This window comes from Methanocaldococcus lauensis, assembly GCF_902827225.1.
Classification (GTDB): domain Archaea; phylum AGJL01; class Methanococci; order Methanococcales; family Methanocaldococcaceae; genus Methanocaldococcus; species Methanocaldococcus lauensis.
In genome coordinates, this window is the sequence record NZ_LR792632.1 from 278,308 (window position 1) to 300,242 (window position 21,935).

Sequence of the window (21,935 nt, forward strand, 5' to 3'; positions counted from 1 at the left end):
TTATTTATTTTTATTTTTTAATTTATTGAATTTAAAATAGGGTTCTCTTCTATTTATGCACTCAATAAAATATGGTTCTAAATTTTCTCCATTTCTTAAAGGAGTTAAAACATCAACTAAATTATCATCTCTCAATAGGCATGGCTTTAAGTAGCCATCATGAGTTAATCTAATCCTTGTACAATGCATACAAAATTCACTGTTATCCATGGGTCTTACGAACTCTATTTCTAAATTATCTACAATGTATTTTTTCCTATTATGCATAAATTTCCTTGTTATAACCTTGTCAGATTTTTCTTTAATTTCATTTTCTATTGTAGAAATGTCATAGTAATATTTTTTAAGTTCTTCATTTAAAGGAATAAATTCAATAATTTGTAAAATAGCCCCAATATTTCTACAAAATTTCATAATATCGGGTAAATTTTTAATGTTTAAAGTCATAGCTAAAAAATTAATTTTTAGCGGTGTTAATCCAACATCTATTGCTTTTTTTATTCCATTTATAACTTTTTCTACATCACCAAACTTAGTAATTTCTTTGTATAATTTTGGATTTAAAGTATCTAAACTCACATTAACTCTATTTAATCCAGCATCTTTAAGTTTTTCAGCATATTTTTCTAAGAAAATTCCATTAGTTGTTAAAGAAATCTCTTTTATTTTTTTATCCTTTACATTTTCAATAATCTCACAAATATCATTTCTTATTAATGGCTCTCCCCCAGAAATTTTAACTTTTCTAACTCCAAATTTTGTTGAAGTTTTTACTATAACTCCAAACTCTTCTGGTTTTATATATCTATTATTATTGTTATCTAAATTATGTCCTTCTTTATGACAATAAAAGCACTGCAAATTACACTTGTTAGTTACTGAAATTCTAAACGACCTTATTTCCCTTCCATATCTATCTTTCATAACTATCCACTATATTGATATAACTAAAATTATAAAATTAAACTGAACAAAAATGAAAAATTAAAATTGAAGGACAATTTTAATTATAAAAATTTAATCTATAAAAAGCTACCGTAACTATTTTAAATTAAACTAAATATTCAAATATTAATTATTCAGTTTTTTCCATATTTTCTTTTTTTCTTTCAAAAGTTTCAATAAATGCTACTTTATCTACATCTTCTAATCTCTTTAATATCTCATTTGCTATAGCCATTTTAAATCTTTCAATGTTTGGAATAAAAGGAGCAAATTCTGGTAATTCAATTTTAACAGTTTCATTCTCAATAGTAACATTTACATCTGTTAATCTTGGAACATACATCTTTACAATCTCTTTTACTATGTCTTCTTTATTTTCAACTACTTCTTCAATTTTTATTCTATACTTTACCTCTTTTCCTGCCAATTCATGATTAAAGTCAACTAAAACTCTTCCACTATTTACACTAACAATTTTTCCTGGTATATTGTCTATATATACAGTTAAACCTTTTATTGGCTGAATTCCTCTTTTCTTAAATTCAGATATAGGAACTAATTTTATTTTTGATGGATCTCTTTTACCAAATGCTTTTTCAGGTGGTAAAACAACTTCCCTTTCTTCACCAACATCCATTTCTAATATTACTTCATCTAATCCAGGGAGTATCTGTCCTTCTCCAGCAAAAATAGCAACAGGACCATAAACTACTGCTGGATTATAAATTCCCTCTTTTTTAGCCAATTCCTCATTAGTAGTGTCAAATAGTTTTCCTTCAACATATCCATCATAACTAACCTTAACTAATTTTCCTTTTTCTACCATTTATTTCACCTTTTAGTTAGTTAAAAGGTTTTCATAATTTTTAATATAAGCCATATATAAATATAACGACAAAGAACAAAAAATTTTAAATATTATAATAAACAATTAACATATGTGATGTTCTATGGAGGGCTTAGGATATTTTTTCATACTTGTAGGTTTTATTGTAATGGCATTAGAGACTGTAACTCCTGGCTTATATCTTCCTGCATTAGGAATAGCCTTATTAATATATGGTGTTGTATTGTTGATACTTCCCCAGTATGCATTTATTTCAGCAATAATTTCAGGAATTATAACAATTATATTATTAAATAAATTTGTTTATGGAGTAGGAAAGGATATAAAAATTGGGGCTGAAAGATTTGTGGGAAAAATTGGAAAAGCAGTAGAAGATTTTGATGAAAATGGATATGGATGGGTAGAAATAGAAAATCAAAAATGGTTGGCAAAGTCAGATGATAAAATAAAAAATGGGGACAAAGTTGAAATTGTTGGAATTGAAGGAGTCTCACTAATCGTTAAAAAAGCATAGAGGTAGATTATTATGGAATTCTGGTTTTGGTTAATATTAGGACTTATACTATTATTTATAGTTGTTAAGTCAGTAATTGTCGTTAATCAATATGAAGGTGGGTTAATTTTTAGATTAGGTAGGGTTATTGGAAAACTAAAACCTGGGATTAATATAGTAATTCCATTCTTAGATGTGCCTGTTAAGGTTGATATGAGAACCAGAGTTACTGATATTCCCCCCCAAGAGATGATTACAAAGGATAACGCAGTCGTAAAAGTAGATGCAGTAGTTTATTATAGAGTAGTAGACGTAGAGCGAGCTATCTTAGAAGTGGAAGATTACGAATACGCAATAATAAATTTGGCACAAACTACATTAAGGGCTATAATAGGTAGTATGGAATTAGATGAAGTATTAAATAAAAGAGAATATATAAACTCCAAGTTATTAGAAATTTTAGATAGAGAAACTGATGCTTGGGGTGTAAAAATTGAAAAAGTTGAAGTTAAAGAAATAGATCCTCCAGAAGATATTAAAAATGCTATGGCTCAGCAAATGAAGGCAGAAAGACTAAAAAGAGCTGCAATATTAGAGGCAGAAGGTGAAAAACAAAGTAGAATATTAAGAGCAGAAGGTATCGCTGAAAGTTTAAGAATTGAAGCTGAAGGACAAGCTAAAGCAATACAAATAGTCGCTGAAGCAGCAAGAAATTACTTTAAAGATGAAGCTCAACTTTACAAAGCTTTGGAAGTAGCAAACAATGTATTAAAAGATAACACTAAATATGTTATATCTGAAAATGTATTAAATCTTGTCAAAAATTTCATTAAGAATGGAAAAGAATAAATAGTTTTAGTAAAATTATATAAATTATATCTTTTTTAAAACATTAATTCATATTTTTAAATTTTAGTTCATTGATTTTATATTTTGCTATTCTAACCACTAAACACATTAAATTTAAAGTGGATACCTTTATACAACCTTTAAAGTAAAAAGATACAAGTCATTTTAAATAAATTCAAACAATGGTGATATTTATGGCTTCAAAAGATTCAAAACAATTATATATGTTTAAAAAAATGTTAAAAGAATTAAAATCTAAGAAAGGTAAAGGTACTGAACTAATCAGTTTATATATCCCAGCAGGTAGAAGAATATCTGATGTAGCTCAACATCTGAGAGAAGAGATGTCTCAAGCATCAAACATTAAAAGTAAAAGTACAAGAAAAAATGTTCAATCAGCAATAGAGGCAATTTTGCAGAGATTAAAATTATTAAAAGAGCCTCTTGAAAAAGGAGTTGTTATATTTGCAGGAATGATTCCAAGAAGTGGTCCTGGAACTGAAAAAATGGAAACTTATGTTATAGAGCCACCAGAACCAATAAAAACATACATATATAGGTGTGATTCAGAATTTTATTTAGAGCCATTAGAGGAATTTTTAGAAGATAAAGATGTTTATGGAATTATATTAGTAGATAGAAATGAAGCAACAATTGCAACAGTTAAAGGAAGAAACATAAACATTTTAAAGAAATTAACAAGTGGAGTTCCCGGAAAGTTTAAGGCTGGAGGGCAGTCTGCAAGAAGATTAGAGAGGCTTATCGATTTAGCGGCTCACGAATTTTTACAGAGAGTTGGGCAAAAGGCCAATGAGCAATTTTTGCCATTATTACAGGAGAAAAAACTTAGAGGAATATTAGTTGGAGGACCAGGACATACTAAAAATGAGTTCGTTGAAGGAGATTACTTGCATCACGAACTTAAAAAGATTGTTTTAGATACTTTTGATTTATGTTATACTGAAGAGTTTGGAATAAGGGAACTCTTAGAGAAAGCTGCCCCATTACTTAAAGATGTTGAATTAATGAAAGAGAGAGAGGCTGTTCAAAGATTTTTAAAAGAACTAATTAAAGAAGATGGAGGACTTGCCTGTTATGGAGAGAAAGAGGTTTTAGAGGCATTGATGATGGGTGCAGTTGATACTTTAATTGTCTCAGAAGACTTAGAAAAATATAAAGTAAAAATTGCATGTAATAACTGTGATTATATGGAAGAAAAGACAGTCACAAATCTCGAACTTATTAAATTAGAGGAAGATCTTAAAAATGCTCAATGTCCTAAGTGTGGAGGAGCGTTAAGTATAGTTGAGAAAAAAGATTATATTGAATATCTTTCAGAACTATGTGAGCAAAGTGGAACTAAACTTGTAACTGTATCTTCAGAAACAGAAGAAGGGGCAATGATATTAAATGCATTTAAAGGAATAGCGGCAATATTGAGATTTAAGATTAATCAATAACTCATATATTCCTCTAAATTTATACACACTTTTTTATATCCAAATTCTTTAAATTTTTTAACAATATTATCTTTATTTTCAATAAATTTATCAAAATCTTTTTCTACTTCAATTATTGCTAAATCTCCAAAATCTCTAACTCTAATTGCTCCATTAGTATAATTTCTTAAAAAATCTTCTAAACACTCAATTTTTCTTAAATCTTCAATTGATATTTTTCTATTAAATTCAAATCTCGTTAATAAACAAGTTTCTTTTGGAGGATGGTTAATATTTAAATACTTGGCTATTTCAATTATATCTTTTTTACGAATTTTTAAATCAGATAATGGTGAAATTATATTAAATTCTTTTTTAGCTTTTAATCCTGGTCTATCATCAAAAAGATCATCGTAGTTCGTTCCATCAACTATAATATCATAACTATAATATTCTTTCTCCTTATTTAAAATTTCAAAAAACATTTTTTTGCATAAATAACATCTTTCTGGAACATTTTCTATAATTTTATCTACTTCAACAATTTTTAGATTTAAGTTATACTTTTTTGCATTAATAATGGCATTATTTAAAGCCCACTTTGAAATATATGGAGTTTTTATAAAAATACACAATATTTCTGTAATGTTATTTAATAAAATTGATAAAAGTAAGCTATCAATTCCTCCAGAATATGCAACGATAACTTTTTTGTTTTTAAATAATTCTCTAAGATTATTTTTTAATAAATTTAATTTTTCCAAAAAATTCACCTATTTCATATTCATATAGTATAGTAATGTTTATATGGTAATTACTTTTATATATTACTATAGAAATGTTTAAATATACATGTAACTTAATTTTAAAATCATAAAAACTTGTGGGGAGAGTACGATGATAGAAAAAATTAAAGAAATGGAAAATGTTACTAAATCAATTAAAGAAAAAATTCTTAATCATAATGGATATATTAGAGTTATAACTCATCATGACCCTGATGGATTGAGTAGTGGAGGAATTTTAGCCAAGATGTTGATGAGATCCAATAAATTGTTTCATTTAACTGTTGTAGAACATTTGTCGGATAATGTTATTCAAAAATTAGCAAAAGAAAATGAAGTAAATAAGCCTCTATTTATATTTGCAGATATGGGAAGTGGGCAGATAGATAATATTATAGAGAATAACTTTAATGCAATAATATTAGATCATCACCCTCCAATAATTAAAGAAAGTTTTGTAAATGAAAATATCATTCAACTAAATCCACATATTTTTGGAGTTGATGGCTCTAAAGAATTAACTGCAAGTGGAGTTTGCTATTTAGTAGCAAGAGAATTTGGATATTATGATTTGAGTAGTTTAGCAATTGTAGGAATTATTGGAGATATGCAGTATCGTCCATTGTTAGGATTAAACAAGTTTATAGTAAATGAGGCAAGAGAGCATAGATATGTTAAGATTGTGAGTGACTTAATTTATAATATTTATGATGTCGAGATACATAAATCTATAGCATACTGCACTAAACCTTATATTCCAGAGTTAGCCTCTGAAGTAAAAGCATTTAAATTCTTAAAAGATATAGGTATAGATCCAAATAAAAAAAGATTTGACGATTCTGATAGAAAAAAGTTTCTATCTGCAATAATATTTAAGTATCCAAAAATTGAAAATTTGATAATTGACAGATATTTAATAAATCATAAAGTTAATGACGCTATGCTATTGTCTGAAATGTTAAATGCCGTAGGTAGAAGTGGTTTATTTGCTATAGGTATAGGAATTTGCTTAGAAGATGATGAATGTATAAAAAAAGGATATGAAATTCTTTGGGAATATAAAAAGAACTTAGTTAATGAGTTAAAAAATGTCAAACTAAAGAAATTAAATAATATTTATTATTTTGAAGGTAAAAAAGGGATGATTGGAATTATTGCCTCAATATTGGTTGATGATAAGCCAGTAATAGGGTATCATATTGAGGGTGATTTAGCTAAGTTTTCAGCAAGAGGTAATAGAGAGTTAGTTGAGAGAGGTTTAGATTTAAGTATTGCTATGGCTGTGGCTAAAGAGTTTGGAGGCACTGGGGGAGGGCATAATGTTGCCTCTGGGGCAGTTGTTCCAAAAGATAAAGTTAAAGATTTCTTAAATAGGGTAGATGAGATTATAGGAGAGCAACTAAAAAAATAAATCATTAAATTTTGGAACTATATAATCATATAATCACATATCGTTAATCTAATAAATTAATATAAATTGTTCTTTAATTTAATAAAGGATTTTTATACCTTTATATACTCTTTTAAGAAATCGTTACACCCTATTTAAATAAATCTCTGAAATACTTCCGTTATCTTTATTAATGATGATAGTGAAATATTACATACTGTTCTTGAATATCATTAATATATTGATAAATTAATTTATATTAATAATATATTTTTTAGGTGGTTATATGATAAGTATTAAAGACATTAATGAAAAAGTTACAAACATGACTGTAATAAAAAGAAACAAAAAAAAGGAAAATTTTAACATAAATAAATTGGCAAAATCCTTAATAAACAGTGGGGTAAATTATGGAGATTTAGATAGAGTTTTAGCTGAGGTTTGCTCTAAAATTTACAATGGAATCACTACTGATGAGATAAAAGATATTGTTTATAATGTTTTAAAAAAGATTGATAAAGATGTAGCTGATAACTATAAAAAAGGAATTATTTTAAAAGTTAGAACTTCAGAAAAAGAATTTGAGCCATTCAATAAAGAGAAGATAGTTAAAGCATTAATTAGAGAAGCAGGAGCAGATAAAGAAACTGCAGAAAAAATAGCTGATGAAGTTGAAAGAGAATTAAAAAAGTTAAATGTTAAATACTTAACTGCTCCAATGATTAGAGAAATTGTTAATTACAAATTAATAGAGTATGGATATGAAGATTTAAGACATAAGCATACAAGATTAGGACTACCTGTATATGATATCACTAAACTAATTAAGCAAGGTAGTAGAGAAAACGCCAACTTAATGTATAATCCTGAATCTATTCACAAATGGGTTGCTGACGAAACTATGAAACAGTATGCACTGTTGGCAATATTTCCAAAGCATATTGCCGATGCCCATATAAAGGGGGATATTCATTTACACGATTTAGAGTATGCCGCTACAAGACCTGTTTGCCTACAACACGATTTAAGACCATTTTTTATGTATGGATTAAAAGTAGATGGAACAGGATTACATACAAGTGTTTCAAGGCCTGCAAAGCATCCTGAAGTTGCTATTCAACATGCGGCAAAGGTTATGATGGCAGCACAGACAAATATGAGTGGTGGTCAAAGTATAGACGAATTTAATGTTTGGTTAGCCCCATATGTTAGAGGATTAAGTTATGAAAAGATAAAACAATTGATGCAGATGTTTATTTATGAATTAAACCAAATGTATGTGGCAAGAGGAGGACAATCTCTTGCTAAAGATGAATTAATTTTCATAAAAGAAGGAGATAAATTAAAGGTTTGTAAAATAGGGGAAATAATTGATGAATTTATGGAAAAACACAAAGATAAAATAATGATGAATGGTGATACGGAAATCCTTTATTTGGATGGAATTGCTGACATTTATACAATATCTGTGAATATAAAAACAGGAAAGGCAGAATTTAAAAAAGTTTATGCTCTATCAAGACACAAACCTATAGGGAAACTATATAAAGTTATTGGTAAAGATGGAACGTCAATAACTGTAACTGAAGACCACTCTCTATTTAACTATGATGAAAATGGAAACTTAATCTGTGTTAAGCCATTGGAAATGAAACATATTATTAGAAATTTCGATAATCCATACAATACTGAATATAAAATTGGAGATTATATAGAAACTAACTATAAAAGAACGGATTCAAAATACAACAGCAGACAGAATGATATTCCAGAGAAATTAAAAATAACTAAAGAACTTTGCCAATTTATAGGGTTATTTGTTGCTGAAGGAAGTTACATTAAAAATGGTATTTTAATAACTACAAAAGATGATGAAATCGCCAAATTTGTTGAAAAATTTGTAAAAGGAAATATAAATGAAAATATTACAGTTAAAAGATATGACGATTCAATAAGGTTTGTAAATAAAGGATTTTATGAGTTCTTAAAGAAACATATAAATAGAGGGGCAATAAACAAAAACATTCCTGAGTTTATATTAAAAGGAGACAAAGAGATGAGATTGGCATTCTTAGGAGGTTTGATTAGTGGAGATGGATATGTTAGTAAAGATGGAAGAATAAAGATATATATAACATCTGAACAACTATTGGGTCAATTGCATTTATTGTTGTCCAGTTTAGAAATGTTATATACAATATCCAAAATTAAGGAAGAAGGAGAAAATATTAATATAAATGGATATAATACTAAACAAAATTACAAACTTTATGAAATTGAAATTACCAAGAGATATACAAGTGTTTTGAGAGAATATATAATTCCAAAATATAAGAAGGATAGAATAAAATCATCTAACTACGACCAATTACCTTATGATTATAGTATAATAAAAGAATATCTAAGAAAAATAACAGGCAAAAAGCCATATAACAATAGAAAATTAAAATTAAACACTCTAAAAAGAATTGAACAACTAAATCCATATTTAAAAGAAGAAATAAATAAATTCAAGCTAAATATTCCATTTGAAATAAAAGAAATTAAAGAGATTGACTATAATGGCTATGTATATGATTTGAGTGTTGAAGAAAATGAGAACTTTATAACTGCTACTGGAATCTTATGTCATAATACAATATTTAGCTCTATTAACTTAGAATTGGAAATTCCTGACTTCCTAAAAGATAAACCTGCTGTAATAGCAGGAACTACAAGAGGTACTTATGGAGACTATGAAGATGAGGCAAAGTTAATCTTAGAGGCGTTAGTTGAGGTAATGATGGAAGGAGATGCAATGGGAAAACCTTTCTTATTCCCAAACTTTATAATTAAATTAAGAGAAAATGCCTTTAAAGATGAGAATAGAGAACTTATGTATAAAATTCATCAATTATCTGCCAAATTCGGAATTCCTTACTTTATAAATATGTTCCCAGACTGGCAAGAAATAAATACAAATGCAATGGGTTGTAGAACAAGATTAAGTGGAAATTGGACAGGAGATGCTGAGATAGATACATTAAGAACAGGAAATATGCAGTGGTACTCTCTAAATTTACCAAGAATTGCTTATGAAGCTAATGGAGATGATGATAAATTATTTGAAATTTTGAATGAAAGATTAGAGCTATTAAAAGAGGCTTTATTAATAAAACATGAAGTAACAAAGGAAAGGTTATATATTGATAAATTAATGCCATTCTTGACTCAAGACTTTAATGGAGAGCCATACTATAGATATGAAAATACGACAAAAACCTTTGGATTCGTAGGATTAAATGAGATGCTTAAATACCATATTGGAGAAGAGTTACATGAATCTAAGGAAGCTGTGAAGTTTGGAGAAAAAGTTATTAGATACATTAAAGAATATGCAGATAAATTAAAAGAAGAAACTGGATTAAGATGGACAGTTACTCAAACTCCTGCTGAATCCACCGCTGGAAGGTTTGCAAGATTGGATTATAAATACTATAAAGAAGAAACAATAAGTGTTGTTAGGGGAGATTTAAAAGACCCAGAAACTTTGTATTATACAAACTCCTCACATGTTAGAGTTGATGCTCCAATAACATTCGGAGAAAAGGTAAGAATTGAGGAAAGATTCCATCCATTGTGTAATGGAGGACATATTATGCATATATGGAATATAGAAAGAGCCGCAGATCCTGATGTATTGATGAGTATAACAAAAAAGATAACTAAAACAGATATTGGCTTCTGGACATATACAAAAAATCTAAGTGTTTGTAATAAATGTGGAATAAGTGCTGGAGGATTATTAGATAAATGTATGAACTGTGGTTCTGAGGATATAGCTAAATTTAGCAGAATAACTGGTTATTTACAAAATATTTCAAACTGGAATAGGGCAAAACAGAAAGAATTAGAAGATAGAAGGATGGTAAAGATATTTGAAGGCAAAAAATAGTAAGACTTTGTAACTCATTATATTTTTTGGAGATTATTATCTATATTAAAAAGAGAAAAGAATTAAAATTTTTAAAAGCTACAAACAGTTATATAGAAGTCATTGAAACTCCTTTAAATAATCATATAGAGAGAAAGATATAAATTTAATTGAAAAAATTGGAATATTATGTCTTCTTTATGAATATATAGTAACATTTACTTTATTTTGGACAATTTTTACAATTTTAACTGCTATAATTTCTGATTTAGTAATAGTTGTATTCCCATTTAGACTTATATTTACATCACAGTATGCTGTAATATTATAATTAATATCTCCACTACGATTAAAATATAAAATAGTATTATTAGCTCTCCACGATCCCGGAGGGCATTTTACATATACAATTCTTATAGTTCCTACATCTCCAGAAGAGACCAATTCAATATTTTGCTTCATTTTAGATACTGCCGCATGAGCCAAACTCATTGATGAAATTTCAACAGTTTTATGCAAACCAAAAATTCCTGGATGTATCGTAGCAATTAAAATAACAACTAACATTCCTAAAAATAATAGAGAGAATTCCAAGGATATTTGTCCTCTCATTATAAACACCTAATAAAAATTTTAAAATAGCTAAAATATTAGATAAAATCTGGAAGTTCTATATTCATATCATTGTTATTTTTCCATTCAATAATATAATAGAATCTAATTTTTCCAGAGCTATCACTTACAGTAAAAGCCATTGCTGGGAAGTATTTATTTTCCATATTTAAATTACTATCTATTAAGTCATCATCAGTTAAAGTAGGATCAAAGTCACTATTGTAATCATTAAGTTCATTATTTATATAAGAATTCTTTATATTTATAAAGTTATGATACCAATCATAATAATTTATCCAAATTCCATTATCATCAATTATATTAATATTTTTATAATCTTTAAATGCTAATGGTAAAGGTAATATAATAGAATCACCGGAACTTGTTATATTTTCATTTGAATAATCTTTATATATTTCCAAATAACCATTAACATATAGTTTAAAGTTTTCCAACTTAATATGTTCTTTTTTGGCATTTGGAAACAAATCTTTAATACTTATAACTTTATAAGAATTAACAACTGCTGGACCTATTACTCTGAAATTATTCTCTGTTGGAGCATTTATATTGATTGTCATATTGTAATCATATACTGAAAGTTTTATTTTTGCTGTGGTATATGGAGGGAGCCAAAATCCAATTTTCTTATTAAATATACACAAATATTTAGGTTTTAATATTTGGAATGAGGTAGTATCTGGACAATCTATTGTTGAGGGAATTATTCCACTTGATGGAATAGGCAATGTTTCAACATCTTCAATTTCTATATATTCATCAGGAATTGCAACAAATACACTGTATGGATTTAAATTAGTAACTTCTCCAACTATAGAATAGGATAAGGAAATTGTTCCAATAGATTCAGACATAGTTGTTGTATTTGTTGTCTCATTTTGAGCATAAGAAACTTGAAATATAAAAAACAAAAATATTAAAAGAAGGAAATTTCTTATTTTCATGAAAACTTCACCGTTATTCTTTTATTTTTACAATAGCAGTTTTATCTAAATCTAAACCAATGATTTCTGGAGCTCTATCTGATGGAATTTCAACAACAAGTAAATAAACTACATTAGGATCAAATATTTGAGTATCTTCTTCTAATTTGTTTAATCTATATCCATAATCTCTTAATTTGTATCTCAAAGTATTATAATCAATTTTACCCATTACAGCTGCATGTAATATATTGCTTATTCCTGTAAGTTGATAGTTAATATTCACATCTTTTGATGCTGAGGTAGTATCGTCGTCTTGTGATATAGTAACTTTTGAAGATTTAGACTCTGAATAACTTACAGTATCTAAAGGAAATATAACATAAACATCTTTTACAATAGCTTCAGATATGGGAATAGGTAAAGATCCCTTATTAATTGTTTCATTTTTAGGTATATTATACCATTTATAATAGTCAAATAATTTTTTTTCATCTTTTAACTTTATGATATTTTTTTTACTAAAATTAACAAATTCATAGATTATTATTTTATCTCCAGGTTTTGGAAGATTTCCACAATATGATGCCAAAACGGGTAGTGTAGCTTCACACATAGTTACTTTATAAAGTTTTAGGTTTTTTAGAGTTTCTAAGTCATAATTATTTAACGCTTTTAAAAAATTATCTGTAGTATATAAATATTCTCTATCGTCTATCACAACTCTAACATACTTTGAATTAACCACTTCATTTCTATATTTAGATATGTAATATTGTTTTGCATCCTCTTTTAGTTTTTCTAAATTTGCTAAATATATGTTTCCAGCTTCGTCAATACTTTTTGCTAAATCTATTTCAGACATTACTTTTTGAGCTAAAGGACTCTCTGATACATAATTACCATAAATATTTTTTATCTGATTTTTTAGATTTTCTTTATACTCTTTAAGTTTTATGTATCTTTGAGCCTCATCTATAATTTTATTAATGTCATCTTGATTTTTTGCTGTATTTATTTTAGTGATAAAATATGCTTTCATAGGATCTGAGGGATATTCAGAAAAAAGTATATTTATGTTATTGATAGCATTTTTTTTTGCATTTTCTAAACTTTGTTGTGATAAAATTTTTTCCTCTTGCATAGATTTAATAATTGGAGGAACAGTTATCACTAAAAGAGCTACAATAGATATAACTATAATAATTACAATAATTGGCATAAAATTTGGTCTTGGTTTTCGTCCTTTACTTTTTTCCTTTAATTTTCTAATTTTAGAAATATCCACCATATAATCACCAAATTTAATAATTTTAATTTTTTATTTAATCTTTTAAGGATTTATAGTTATATTGTAATCACTAATATTTATTTTTGTTGTATTATAAACATAATTTTTTACATACTCAATAATAAAGTTTTTTGTATCATTTGATACGAGATCTTTCGGTGATATGTATATGTAAATATCTTTTTTATTTTCTGACCAAGAAATGCCTCCATAAATTAAGGTAGTGTTAAGATGTAGTCCTTTATAATTTGAGTTTATTAATATAACAGCAGATTTCGCCGCAATGTCAATTTGGTTAATAATTAAATCATCTTTTGATACATTTTTAGATATAAAATTATTAATTGTCACTAAGGACATTATTAATATTGCAAGGAACAGTATTGAAAATTCCAGAGTTATTTGACCTTTATTTAATTTTATCAACATAGGTATCATCATTAAAATTTTAGATAAACCAATATTAAGGTTATTGTATAAGCAATAATAACAAACGGAATGAAGGGATAAGTTTTTATAATATTTAATTCCTCAGGAAGTTTCCCTTCATTGTAGAGTTTTTTTATTATTTTTATATCTTCTTCTGATAAACCTTCTCCATCTGTTGCTATTATTTTTTTGTTACTCTTTTTAATTTCATTTTCTATTAAGAATTTTATTCTTTTTATAATATTTAAGTTTTTTACTTCAACCTTGTCACCATCTATAACTATTATGTCTCTTAAAATATCTCCCTCTTTTAATTCATCAATACTTTTTTTGTTAGTAATTTCTATACCAACCAATGCATAAATTACAATAGATATTAATAGGATTTCTCCTATATATATTATTGAAGATAACAATAGATTATTTTTAATAAAATATATCGGGTCAATTATATATAAAACTAAAAGATATATTGGAAATAGGTATCCTAATTTTTTAGAATATTCTTTATATTTAGGAACTTTTCTTGAAATGTATATAGATACAATAATATAAGCCCATATTATCACAGAGACATATGGTATTTTATATAAATAAACAATATAGTGAATAATTCCTAAAATCATTGCTAAATATAATGCTGATGGAATTATATCTTTCCAATATCTCACTAAAATTTTAAACATTGGAAAAATTGCGGCAATAAACATACTAATTCCAATCATATAAAGGATATATTTAGGAATATAAAATACAAAAGAATTTGGATATGCAAAAATAGGGGCTAAGGCAGTAAATACTTTAACATCTCCTCCACCCATCCCTATACTTAATATTAAACATAATATAAATGTTGAAAATAGTGCTATTATAGCATCAAATCCAAAATAGTAATAACCAACAACTATATTAATTAAAAACATAGCAATCGTATATTTATGTGGAATTATTCTTTCTTTTATATCAGTAATAGATGCCAAAATGAGTAATAAAAAGTTTATAATATATGTAATGCTTAAAATATCCACGCTTTCACCTATTTACAGGATATTTTTCTTTAACTTTATCTTTTATTTTTAACATTAATTCATGATCATTTAATAATTCTAAAGCTTCATCTATCCCTTTATCTTTTGTTAGATTAAAAATCTCTTTTAATATTTCAACAGCTATATCTATTCTATGAACCCAAAAACATTTACTACAGCTCCAAATTTTAGATCCGTCTTTTCTTTCAATGTATTCTCCAAGCTCATAATCTTCACAAGGATAAAATGGACAGTAGCACCATAAACAAACTTGCCCATCAAAATGGCATGGATAGTATTCACAATTTCTATTAGCTCCACAGGTTTCTAAAACTTTTTTTAAATGATTTTTAGCTAATTCTATCATCTCTTCACCTCAGTAGATACAGTGATTATAATTAATGTTATAGAAAAAATGTTTTATATTTTTACTAAAAATATGTCTTTAACTTCACAGTTATTTAATTTTTATTATAAAAATTTAGGAGGAGATTATAATGGAAAGATTAATTAGACTCGCTGAACTGATAAAAGATGAAAATTTAAGAAAAAAAGTTATAGAATTTTTAAAAAATCCTAAGGCAACGCATCCAGAGATTGTAGATACAGGAATTAGTGTTGAAGAATCACCAGCAAGTATAAATTGGCACCATAGATATGAGGGAGGGTTAATTGAGCATACAATTTCAGTAACAAAGATGGCTTTAAAGATAGCAGATGTTTTAGAGGAAGTTTATGGAGTTAATGTTAATAGAGATTATATAATCGCTGGGGCATTATTACATGATATAATGAAGCCATACAATTACATTAAAAAAGAGGATGGGATTTATGACCACTACGATATGTTTAATTTAGATCACTTAACTTTAGCAGTTGCTGAACTTTATAAAAGAGATTTTCCATTGGAAGTTATAAAGATAGTTGCTTCACATCACGGGGAGCATTCTCCAACGAGACCAAGTTCTATAGAGGCGTATATAGTCCATTATGCTGATGAAGTTGATTCAAAAATCAACGATGTTGCTGTAAGAGTATGCCAAGCAAGAAGTAGAGATTTAGGAATTTCTGAGAATGAAATATATAAAGCAATTAATCCATTGAAAGTTTATGAAGTTAGAAGTAAAGAAGGAAAATTAAAATGTATTGAATATTTAAAGAATATTCTAAAATCATTAGAAATTATTATTGAAAGTGAGAACGATAAGGAAGAAAATATAAAGAAAATAGATTAAGATTTTTAAATTTAATATTCTTAAAATTTTAAAAATTTTAAAAATAAAGCAAATATTTATATATTTGGTGAAAGTATGGGTTATAGTAAAAATGAAATAGAAGTTAGAAAATTGGAACATATACTGTTATGTAAATATTGTAATGTTGAATATGATAAAACAACTTTGTTAGAAGATGTTGAATTAATACATAGAGGAACCTCTGGAATTAATTTCAATGACATTGAAACAGAAATAAAATTATTTGGTAAAAAACTTTCAGCCCCTATTATTGTTTCTGGAATGACTGGGGGGCATACAATAGCAAAAGAAATAAATAAAAATATTGCCAAGGCAGTTGATGAGTTAGGTTTAGGAATGGGTGTTGGCTCTCAAAGGGCGGCTATTGTTAATGAAGATCTAATAGATACTTACAACATAGTTAGAAGTTATACTGACAATTTAGTTATAGGTAACTTAGGGGCTGTTAATTTTATAGTTGATAACTGGGATGAGGAGATTATAGATAAAGCCGTAGAGATGATAGACGCTGATGCAATGGCAATACATTTTAATCCATTACAAGAAATTATACAACCAGAAGGTGATTTAAACTTTAAAAATATAGATAAACTTAAAGAGATTATTTCAAATTATAAAAAGAAATATAAAGATATTCCATTCATTGCTAAACAAGTTGGAGAAGGTTTTTCAAAGGAAGATGCTATAATTTTAAAAAATATAGACTTTGATGCTATTGACATCCAAGGAAGCGGAGGCACTTCGTGGGCAAAAGTTGAACTTTTAAGAATAAAAGATGATGAAACAAAAGATTTATTAAAAAAATTTGTAAATTGGGGAATTCCCACTGCTGCATCTATATTTGAAGTAAAAAGTGTTTATAATAATATAATTATAGGTTCTGGAGGTATAAGGAGTGGATTAGATATTGCCAAATGTATAGCGATTGGTTGTGATTGTTGTGGTGTAGCATTACCTATATTAAAGGCATCATTAAAAGGTTGGGAAGAAGTTGTTAAAGTTTTAGAAAAATACATTAAAGAGTTAAAAATTGCAATGTTTTTAGTAGGAGCAGAAAATATTGAAGAACTTAAAAAAACACCTTACATAGTTAAAGGTTATTTAAAAGATTGGATTTCACAAAGATTGTAAATTTATATAGTTATTCATTATTCAATTTATTGGTTGTCATTGTTATTATCGTTTGTTATTTTTTATTTGAGTAAATTAAATTTTAAATTCAAATAATAACATATTTGCATAAAATAAACCTTAATTAAATCTAAAACAAAATAAAAACTTAGGAGATGATAAATGTGAAATTAGAAATTATTGCGATAGGAGGATATGAAGAAGTAGGTAGAAATATGACAGCTATTAATGTAGATGGAGAAATTATAATATTTGATATGGGAGTTAGGTTAGATAGAGTTTTAATTCACGAAGATACTGATATATCAAAACTACACAGTTTAGAATTAATAGAAAAAGGAATAATTCCTAATGATACAGTTATGAAAAATATAGAGGGTGAAGTTAAGGCAATTGTTTTATCTCATGGACACTTAGATCACATTGGGGCAGTTCCTAAGTTAGCTCACAGATACAATGCTCCAATAATTGGAACTCCATACACAATTGAATTAGTTAAAAGAGAAATTTTAAGTGAAAAAAAGTTTAATGTCAAAAATCCACTAATTGTTTTAAACGCTGGAGAGTCTATAGATTTAACACCAAATTTAACCTTAGAATTTATTAGAATTACTCACAGTATTCCAGATTCTGTTTTACCTGTATTACATACTCCATATGGAGCTATAGTTTACGGTAACGATTTTAAATTTGACAACTTTCCAGTAGTTGGTGAAAGACCTGATTATAGGGCAATAAAAAGAGTGGGTAAAAATGGAGTTCTTTGTTTTATATCTGAGACTACAAGAATAAATCACGAAGGAAAAACTCCTCCAGAAATTATTGCCTCTGGTTTATTAAAGAATGATTTATTAGCGGCAGATAACGATAAAAATGGAGTAATTGTTACAACATTCTCTTCACATATTGCAAGAATTAAGTCCATTACTGACATAGCTGAAAAAATGGGTAGAACTCCTATTTTATTAGGTAGGAGTATGATGAGATACTGTGGGATAGCTCAAGATATTGGTTTAGTTCAATTTCCAGAAGATTTAAGAATTTATGGAGATCCAAGTTCTATAGAAATGGCTTTAAAAACTATAGCAAAAGAAGGAAAAGAGAAATATTTAATAATTGCAACTGGTCATCAGGGTGAGGAAGGGGCTGTATTGTCAAGAATGGCTACTAACAAAACACCTTACAAATTTGAGAAATACGACTGTGTTGTATTTTCAGCAGATCCTATACCAAATCCAATGAACGCAGCTCAGAGATACATGTTAGAGTCAAGGTTAAAATTATTGGGGGTTAGAATATTTAAAGGGGCTCATGTTTCAGGGCACGCTTCAAAGGAAGATCATAGAGATATGTTAAGATGGTTAAATCCTGAACATATTATTCCTTCTCATGGAGACTTTAATTTAACTGCTGAATATACAAAATTAGCAGAAGAGGAAGGATATAGATTAGGAGAAGATGTTCATTTATTAAGAAATGGACAGTGTTTAAGTTTTGAAAGGATAATTTAATAATTTGAGGTGAAATTTATGCAATTTGATAAGTATATACTACAAAAAATAGATGAAGAACTAAAAAACTATGTAAATAAAGATGATAAATTATATAATGCGTCAAAGCATCTACTATTTGCTGGTGGTAAAAGAATTAGACCATATTTAACTGTTGTAACATACATGCTAAAAAAGGATGATATTGAAAAAGTTCTTCCAGCGGCTGTAGCCGTTGAATTGATTCACAATTACACTTTAATACACGATGATATAATGGATAACGATGATGAGAGAAGAGGAAAACCAACAGTTCATAAGGTTTATGGAGAACCTATAGCAATATTAGCTGGAGATTTATTATATGCTAAAGCCTTTGAGGCTGTTTCAAAGATAAACAATGAGAAAAAATCTTATGAAGTTTTAAAAATTCTATCAAAGGCTTGTGTAGATGTTTGCGAAGGACAGGCTATGGATATGGAATTTGAAAACTATTTCCCAAGTATGGAAGAATACTTAGAGATGATTAGAAAAAAAACAGGTGCATTGTTAGAGGCGGCTGTAGAAATTGGAGCAGTTATGGGAGATTGTAATGAGGAAGAAAGGAAAGCATTAAAGGAATATGCAAAAAGAATTGGATTAACTTTCCAAATACAAGATGATATATTAGATTTAATTGGAGATAAGAAGAAGATTGGTAAGCCAGTTGGAAGTGATATAAGAGAAGGAAAAAAAACAATTATTGTAATTCACGCTTTAAAAACATTGGATGAAGATAATAAGAAAAAACTATTAAATGTCTTAGGAAATAAAAATATTAGTGATGAAGAAATTAAGGAAATTATTGAAATATTAAAACCTTCAATTGATTATGCTAAAAATCTTATGAAACAAAAAACTGAAGAAGCAAAGAACTATTTAAAGATATTTGATAAAGACAGAAGAAAAGTTTTAGAAGATTTAGCTGACTTTATAATTGAAAGGATATATTAAAATTTTATTTTATATGGTGATATAAAATGAGAATTCCTAAATTATACGTTGAAAATGCTGAAAAACATGAAGGAAGAAAAGTAGTTATAGAAAATAATGGAAAAGTTATTAAGTTTTTAGATAAAGATGAAGAGTATAGTGGAAATGGAAAAGTATTGTATCAAGTTATATATGATGACTTTGATAAATATGTTCTTATGGGAGAAGTTACAAAAGATATGCTTATTGAGTATGAAGTTGGAGGAGTTAAGCAATTAACTTATATAAAGAAAGGAACAAGGTTATTAGAAATTCCTGCTGAGGGTTATAAAGTTTATCCAATAGTAGATTTTGGATGTAGAATTTTAGAAGGACATAGATTAGCGGCCTTACAGAGTAGAAAGGGTGATATAAGGTTTGTAAATACACCAGTTAATGGAATTGTAGTATTCTTAAAAGAAGTTCCTGCTAAGAGAGAAAATTATGTATTCTACATATTACCAGAAAAAGAGATTAAATTTGAAGAAGAACTTTAAAATAATTAATAATACAGAATAATAATTTTGAGGGAGATTTATGAATAATAGTAAAGTAGAATTTACTGCTACATTAATCTCTATATTAACTGTTAAAGAAGCGTTAAATAGCGAAATGGAAAATTTTGTTAGAGTTAGAGCGGCGATTGACAAAAGGGAATTAAACGAAGATGATGTAGTTGCAATTTTTAATATATCCTCTACTACAAGTTATCAAGCGTTCTTTATAGATAAAGATACAGACATTGAGAAATTAAAAGAAGAATTAAAAAAAATGAATGTGAGACTTAACTATGATAGTGAGAAAATTTTAAAAAGATACATTGAGAGGGTAAAGAAATGAAAGATGTTAGAAACTTAGATAAACAGTGGGTAATATTATCTGAGCTATCAGCTGAATTAGTTAAAAGAGGGATTAAAGTTCCCGAAATTGTTTTTGAAAAGCTTAGATTAACCTATGCCCTTATATCCTATTACATATTAGACCCCCATGTATCTATAACTATGCTTCCAAATATTGAAAGAGAATTAAATTTTATTCAATCTCAACTATTTAGTTTATGTAATTCAGAATTATTAGAGGAATATTTAAATAAAATGACAAAAGTTATTAGAGGAGAATTAAATGTAAAATTCCCGTTAAATAGAAGTATATATACTAAAGAAGTTAGAAAAAAAGGAAAAGTAGAATCAATAAGAGTAAGATTACAAAGAGAAATTCAAATAGAAAGATTAAGCGACTTAGGAGAATGGTATGGAGTTATATTTGAATATAGTGATGAAGATAATAAAATAGTTATTGAAGGAAATATAGAAAGAGTAAAAAGAGCTTTAAAAGACTTTGCAATTCTCTGGAAAGAGGAATTTTAATTTTTTATTTATTTTATATCCTTATTGACTTTTTTACAATAAATTGACAGTAAGGATCCCCCTTTGCGAGACATTTTTTTTCAGTAACCTCAATCATATATTTTTTTTCAGTTATATTTTCTAAACATCCTGCTATAAAACCTGCTGTTATATAGCAAACAGGTTCTGAAGCTCTACAATTAATAGCCTCTTTATTGTTTTTAACGATGAATGTTAAAGGTTCTGAAGTTTCAATATGTGTTTCACCAAATTCATCATTCATAAAATTAATCATTGTATCATAATTATTAATCCCCATTTTAATTGCATAATCTTTACCTATTTCATAGAAAATTTTTTTTACATTATATCCAAAATAGTATTTTCTCATGTATTCCCTTACATAGGCAATAATAGATACATAACCATCAAAACTACAAAACTCTTCTGCTTTTTTTTCTTCTTCAGATTCTTCGAGAGTGATAGTCATGTCCTCTTCTTCAATTTCTTTTTCTAAGGTTTCTAATGGAGGATAAGCTTCTAATATTAATTCATGGAGTCTAGTTCCTTTTGTAATTTTTAAAACTTCTTTTAGTAATTCTTTATTATCTTTATATTTTTCTAATAAATTTTTCATCATATTTAATTTTATCCCCATAAATTTTGCTCGATTGTCAATAATTTTTAGCATTTCAATAATCTTCATAGCTGATGTTGACATTTAGATCACTCA

General features: G+C 27.2%; 22 protein-coding genes. 12 read left to right on the forward strand and 10 right to left on the reverse strand.

Going from position 1 to position 21,935, the window contains the following annotated elements; genetic code table 11:
* A complete protein-coding gene (gene moaA, locus KMP69_RS01590) occupies positions 1 to 924 on the reverse strand; it encodes a GTP 3',8-cyclase MoaA (RefSeq protein WP_214400226.1) in 924 nt (307 codons plus the stop codon).
* A gap of 151 nt (positions 925 to 1,075) precedes the next feature.
* Entirely contained in the window at positions 1,076 to 1,771 is a 696-nt protein-coding gene (locus KMP69_RS01595; protein WP_214400227.1) for a peptidylprolyl isomerase, read from the reverse strand.
* 124 nt (positions 1,772 to 1,895) lie between these two features.
* Between KMP69_RS01595 and KMP69_RS01600 the strand changes: the two genes are divergently transcribed.
* The 3 genes from KMP69_RS01600 to prf1 all read left to right on the forward strand — a co-directional run bounded on the left by KMP69_RS01600 (position 1,896) and on the right by prf1 (position 4,594).
* Positions 1,896 to 2,306: an NfeD family protein gene (locus KMP69_RS01600; protein WP_214400228.1), complete on the forward strand. Its 411-nt coding sequence runs from the start codon at positions 1,896 to 1,898 to the stop codon at positions 2,304 to 2,306.
* A 12-nt stretch (positions 2,307 to 2,318) separates the two neighbouring features.
* On the forward strand, positions 2,319 to 3,134 hold the full coding sequence (locus KMP69_RS01605) for an SPFH domain-containing protein (protein WP_214400229.1): 816 nt from the start codon (positions 2,319 to 2,321) through the stop codon (positions 3,132 to 3,134).
* A gap of 194 nt (positions 3,135 to 3,328) precedes the next feature.
* Entirely contained in the window at positions 3,329 to 4,594 is a 1,266-nt protein-coding gene (gene prf1, locus KMP69_RS01610) for a peptide chain release factor aRF-1 (protein WP_250543611.1), read from the forward strand.
* Here the strand turns inward: prf1 and larE are convergent.
* On the reverse strand, positions 4,588 to 5,346 hold the full coding sequence (gene larE, locus KMP69_RS01615) for an ATP-dependent sacrificial sulfur transferase LarE (protein ID WP_214400231.1): 759 nt from the start codon (positions 5,344 to 5,346) through the stop codon (positions 4,588 to 4,590). The two genes, prf1 and larE, sit on opposite strands and share 7 nt — an antisense overlap.
* Before the next feature lie 124 nt (positions 5,347 to 5,470).
* Between larE and KMP69_RS01620 the strand changes: the two genes are divergently transcribed.
* The gene (locus KMP69_RS01620) at positions 5,471 to 6,769 is read left to right on the forward strand and encodes a DHH family phosphoesterase (protein ID WP_214400232.1); all 1,299 of its coding nucleotides are present in this window, start codon (positions 5,471 to 5,473) and stop codon (positions 6,767 to 6,769) included.
* Positions 6,770 to 7,034: 265 nt separating this feature from the next.
* Positions 7,035 to 10,682 (forward strand): anaerobic ribonucleoside-triphosphate reductase, encoded by a 3,648-nt coding sequence (gene nrdD / locus KMP69_RS01625; protein WP_214400233.1) that lies wholly within the window; start codon positions 7,035 to 7,037, stop codon positions 10,680 to 10,682.
* Between the two features lie 177 nt (positions 10,683 to 10,859).
* Here nrdD and KMP69_RS01630 read toward each other — a convergent pair whose 3' ends face one another.
* Genes KMP69_RS01630 through KMP69_RS01655 form a run of 6 tightly spaced genes read right to left on the reverse strand, consistent with a single transcriptional unit; the run spans position 10,860 to position 15,335 of the window.
* Complete coding sequence (locus KMP69_RS01630; protein WP_214400234.1) at positions 10,860 to 11,273, reverse strand: class III signal peptide-containing protein; 414 nt, start codon at positions 11,271 to 11,273, stop codon at positions 10,860 to 10,862.
* Between the two features lie 38 nt (positions 11,274 to 11,311).
* The gene (locus tag KMP69_RS01635; protein WP_214400235.1) at positions 11,312 to 12,241 is read right to left on the reverse strand and encodes a hypothetical protein; all 930 of its coding nucleotides are present in this window, start codon (positions 12,239 to 12,241) and stop codon (positions 11,312 to 11,314) included.
* Between the two features lie 13 nt (positions 12,242 to 12,254).
* Positions 12,255 to 13,511, reverse strand: coding sequence for a DUF515 domain-containing protein (locus tag KMP69_RS01640; RefSeq protein WP_214400236.1), 1,257 nt, complete (start codon positions 13,509 to 13,511; stop codon positions 12,255 to 12,257).
* A 42-nt stretch (positions 13,512 to 13,553) separates the two neighbouring features.
* The gene (locus KMP69_RS01645) at positions 13,554 to 13,940 is read right to left on the reverse strand and encodes a class III signal peptide-containing protein (RefSeq protein ID WP_250543612.1); all 387 of its coding nucleotides are present in this window, start codon (positions 13,938 to 13,940) and stop codon (positions 13,554 to 13,556) included.
* 11 nt (positions 13,941 to 13,951) lie between these two features.
* Positions 13,952 to 14,968: an A24 family peptidase C-terminal domain-containing protein gene (locus KMP69_RS01650; protein WP_214400238.1), complete on the reverse strand. Its 1,017-nt coding sequence runs from the start codon at positions 14,966 to 14,968 to the stop codon at positions 13,952 to 13,954.
* A 4-nt stretch (positions 14,969 to 14,972) separates the two neighbouring features.
* Positions 14,973 to 15,335, reverse strand: a complete 363-nt coding sequence (locus KMP69_RS01655) for a cysteine-rich small domain-containing protein (protein WP_214400239.1) — start codon at positions 15,333 to 15,335, stop codon at positions 14,973 to 14,975.
* 130 nt (positions 15,336 to 15,465) lie between these two features.
* On the opposite strand from KMP69_RS01655, the gene KMP69_RS01660 reads away from it, so the two are divergent.
* The 7 genes from KMP69_RS01660 to KMP69_RS01690 all read left to right on the forward strand — a co-directional run bounded on the left by KMP69_RS01660 (position 15,466) and on the right by KMP69_RS01690 (position 21,223).
* Positions 15,466 to 16,203, forward strand: a complete 738-nt coding sequence (locus KMP69_RS01660) for an HDIG domain-containing metalloprotein (protein ID WP_214400240.1) — start codon at positions 15,466 to 15,468, stop codon at positions 16,201 to 16,203.
* A 75-nt stretch (positions 16,204 to 16,278) separates the two neighbouring features.
* Positions 16,279 to 17,355, forward strand: a complete 1,077-nt coding sequence (gene fni / locus KMP69_RS01665) for a type 2 isopentenyl-diphosphate Delta-isomerase (protein ID WP_214400241.1) — start codon at positions 16,279 to 16,281, stop codon at positions 17,353 to 17,355.
* A gap of 164 nt (positions 17,356 to 17,519) precedes the next feature.
* Positions 17,520 to 18,866 carry an RNase J family beta-CASP ribonuclease gene (locus tag KMP69_RS01670; RefSeq protein WP_214400242.1) on the forward strand — a complete coding sequence of 449 codons (1,347 nt, stop codon included), beginning with the start codon at positions 17,520 to 17,522 and terminating at the stop codon, positions 18,864 to 18,866.
* 18 nt (positions 18,867 to 18,884) lie between these two features.
* Positions 18,885 to 19,838, forward strand: a complete 954-nt coding sequence (locus tag KMP69_RS01675; RefSeq protein ID WP_214400243.1) for a polyprenyl synthetase family protein — start codon at positions 18,885 to 18,887, stop codon at positions 19,836 to 19,838.
* 26 nt (positions 19,839 to 19,864) lie between these two features.
* Positions 19,865 to 20,353, forward strand: a complete 489-nt coding sequence (locus KMP69_RS01680) for a DUF2118 family protein (protein WP_214400244.1) — start codon at positions 19,865 to 19,867, stop codon at positions 20,351 to 20,353.
* A gap of 40 nt (positions 20,354 to 20,393) precedes the next feature.
* Entirely contained in the window at positions 20,394 to 20,696 is a 303-nt protein-coding gene (locus KMP69_RS01685; RefSeq protein WP_214400245.1) for a DUF749 domain-containing protein, read from the forward strand.
* The gene (locus KMP69_RS01690; protein WP_214400246.1) at positions 20,693 to 21,223 is read left to right on the forward strand and encodes a DUF2096 domain-containing protein; all 531 of its coding nucleotides are present in this window, start codon (positions 20,693 to 20,695) and stop codon (positions 21,221 to 21,223) included. Before KMP69_RS01685 ends, KMP69_RS01690 begins: the two co-directional genes overlap by 4 nt.
* A 13-nt stretch (positions 21,224 to 21,236) precedes the next feature.
* Here KMP69_RS01690 and KMP69_RS01695 read toward each other — a convergent pair whose 3' ends face one another.
* A complete protein-coding gene (locus tag KMP69_RS01695; RefSeq protein ID WP_214400247.1) occupies positions 21,237 to 21,923 on the reverse strand; it encodes a V4R domain-containing protein in 687 nt (228 codons plus the stop codon).
* Positions 21,924 to 21,935: the final 12 nt, after the last annotated feature.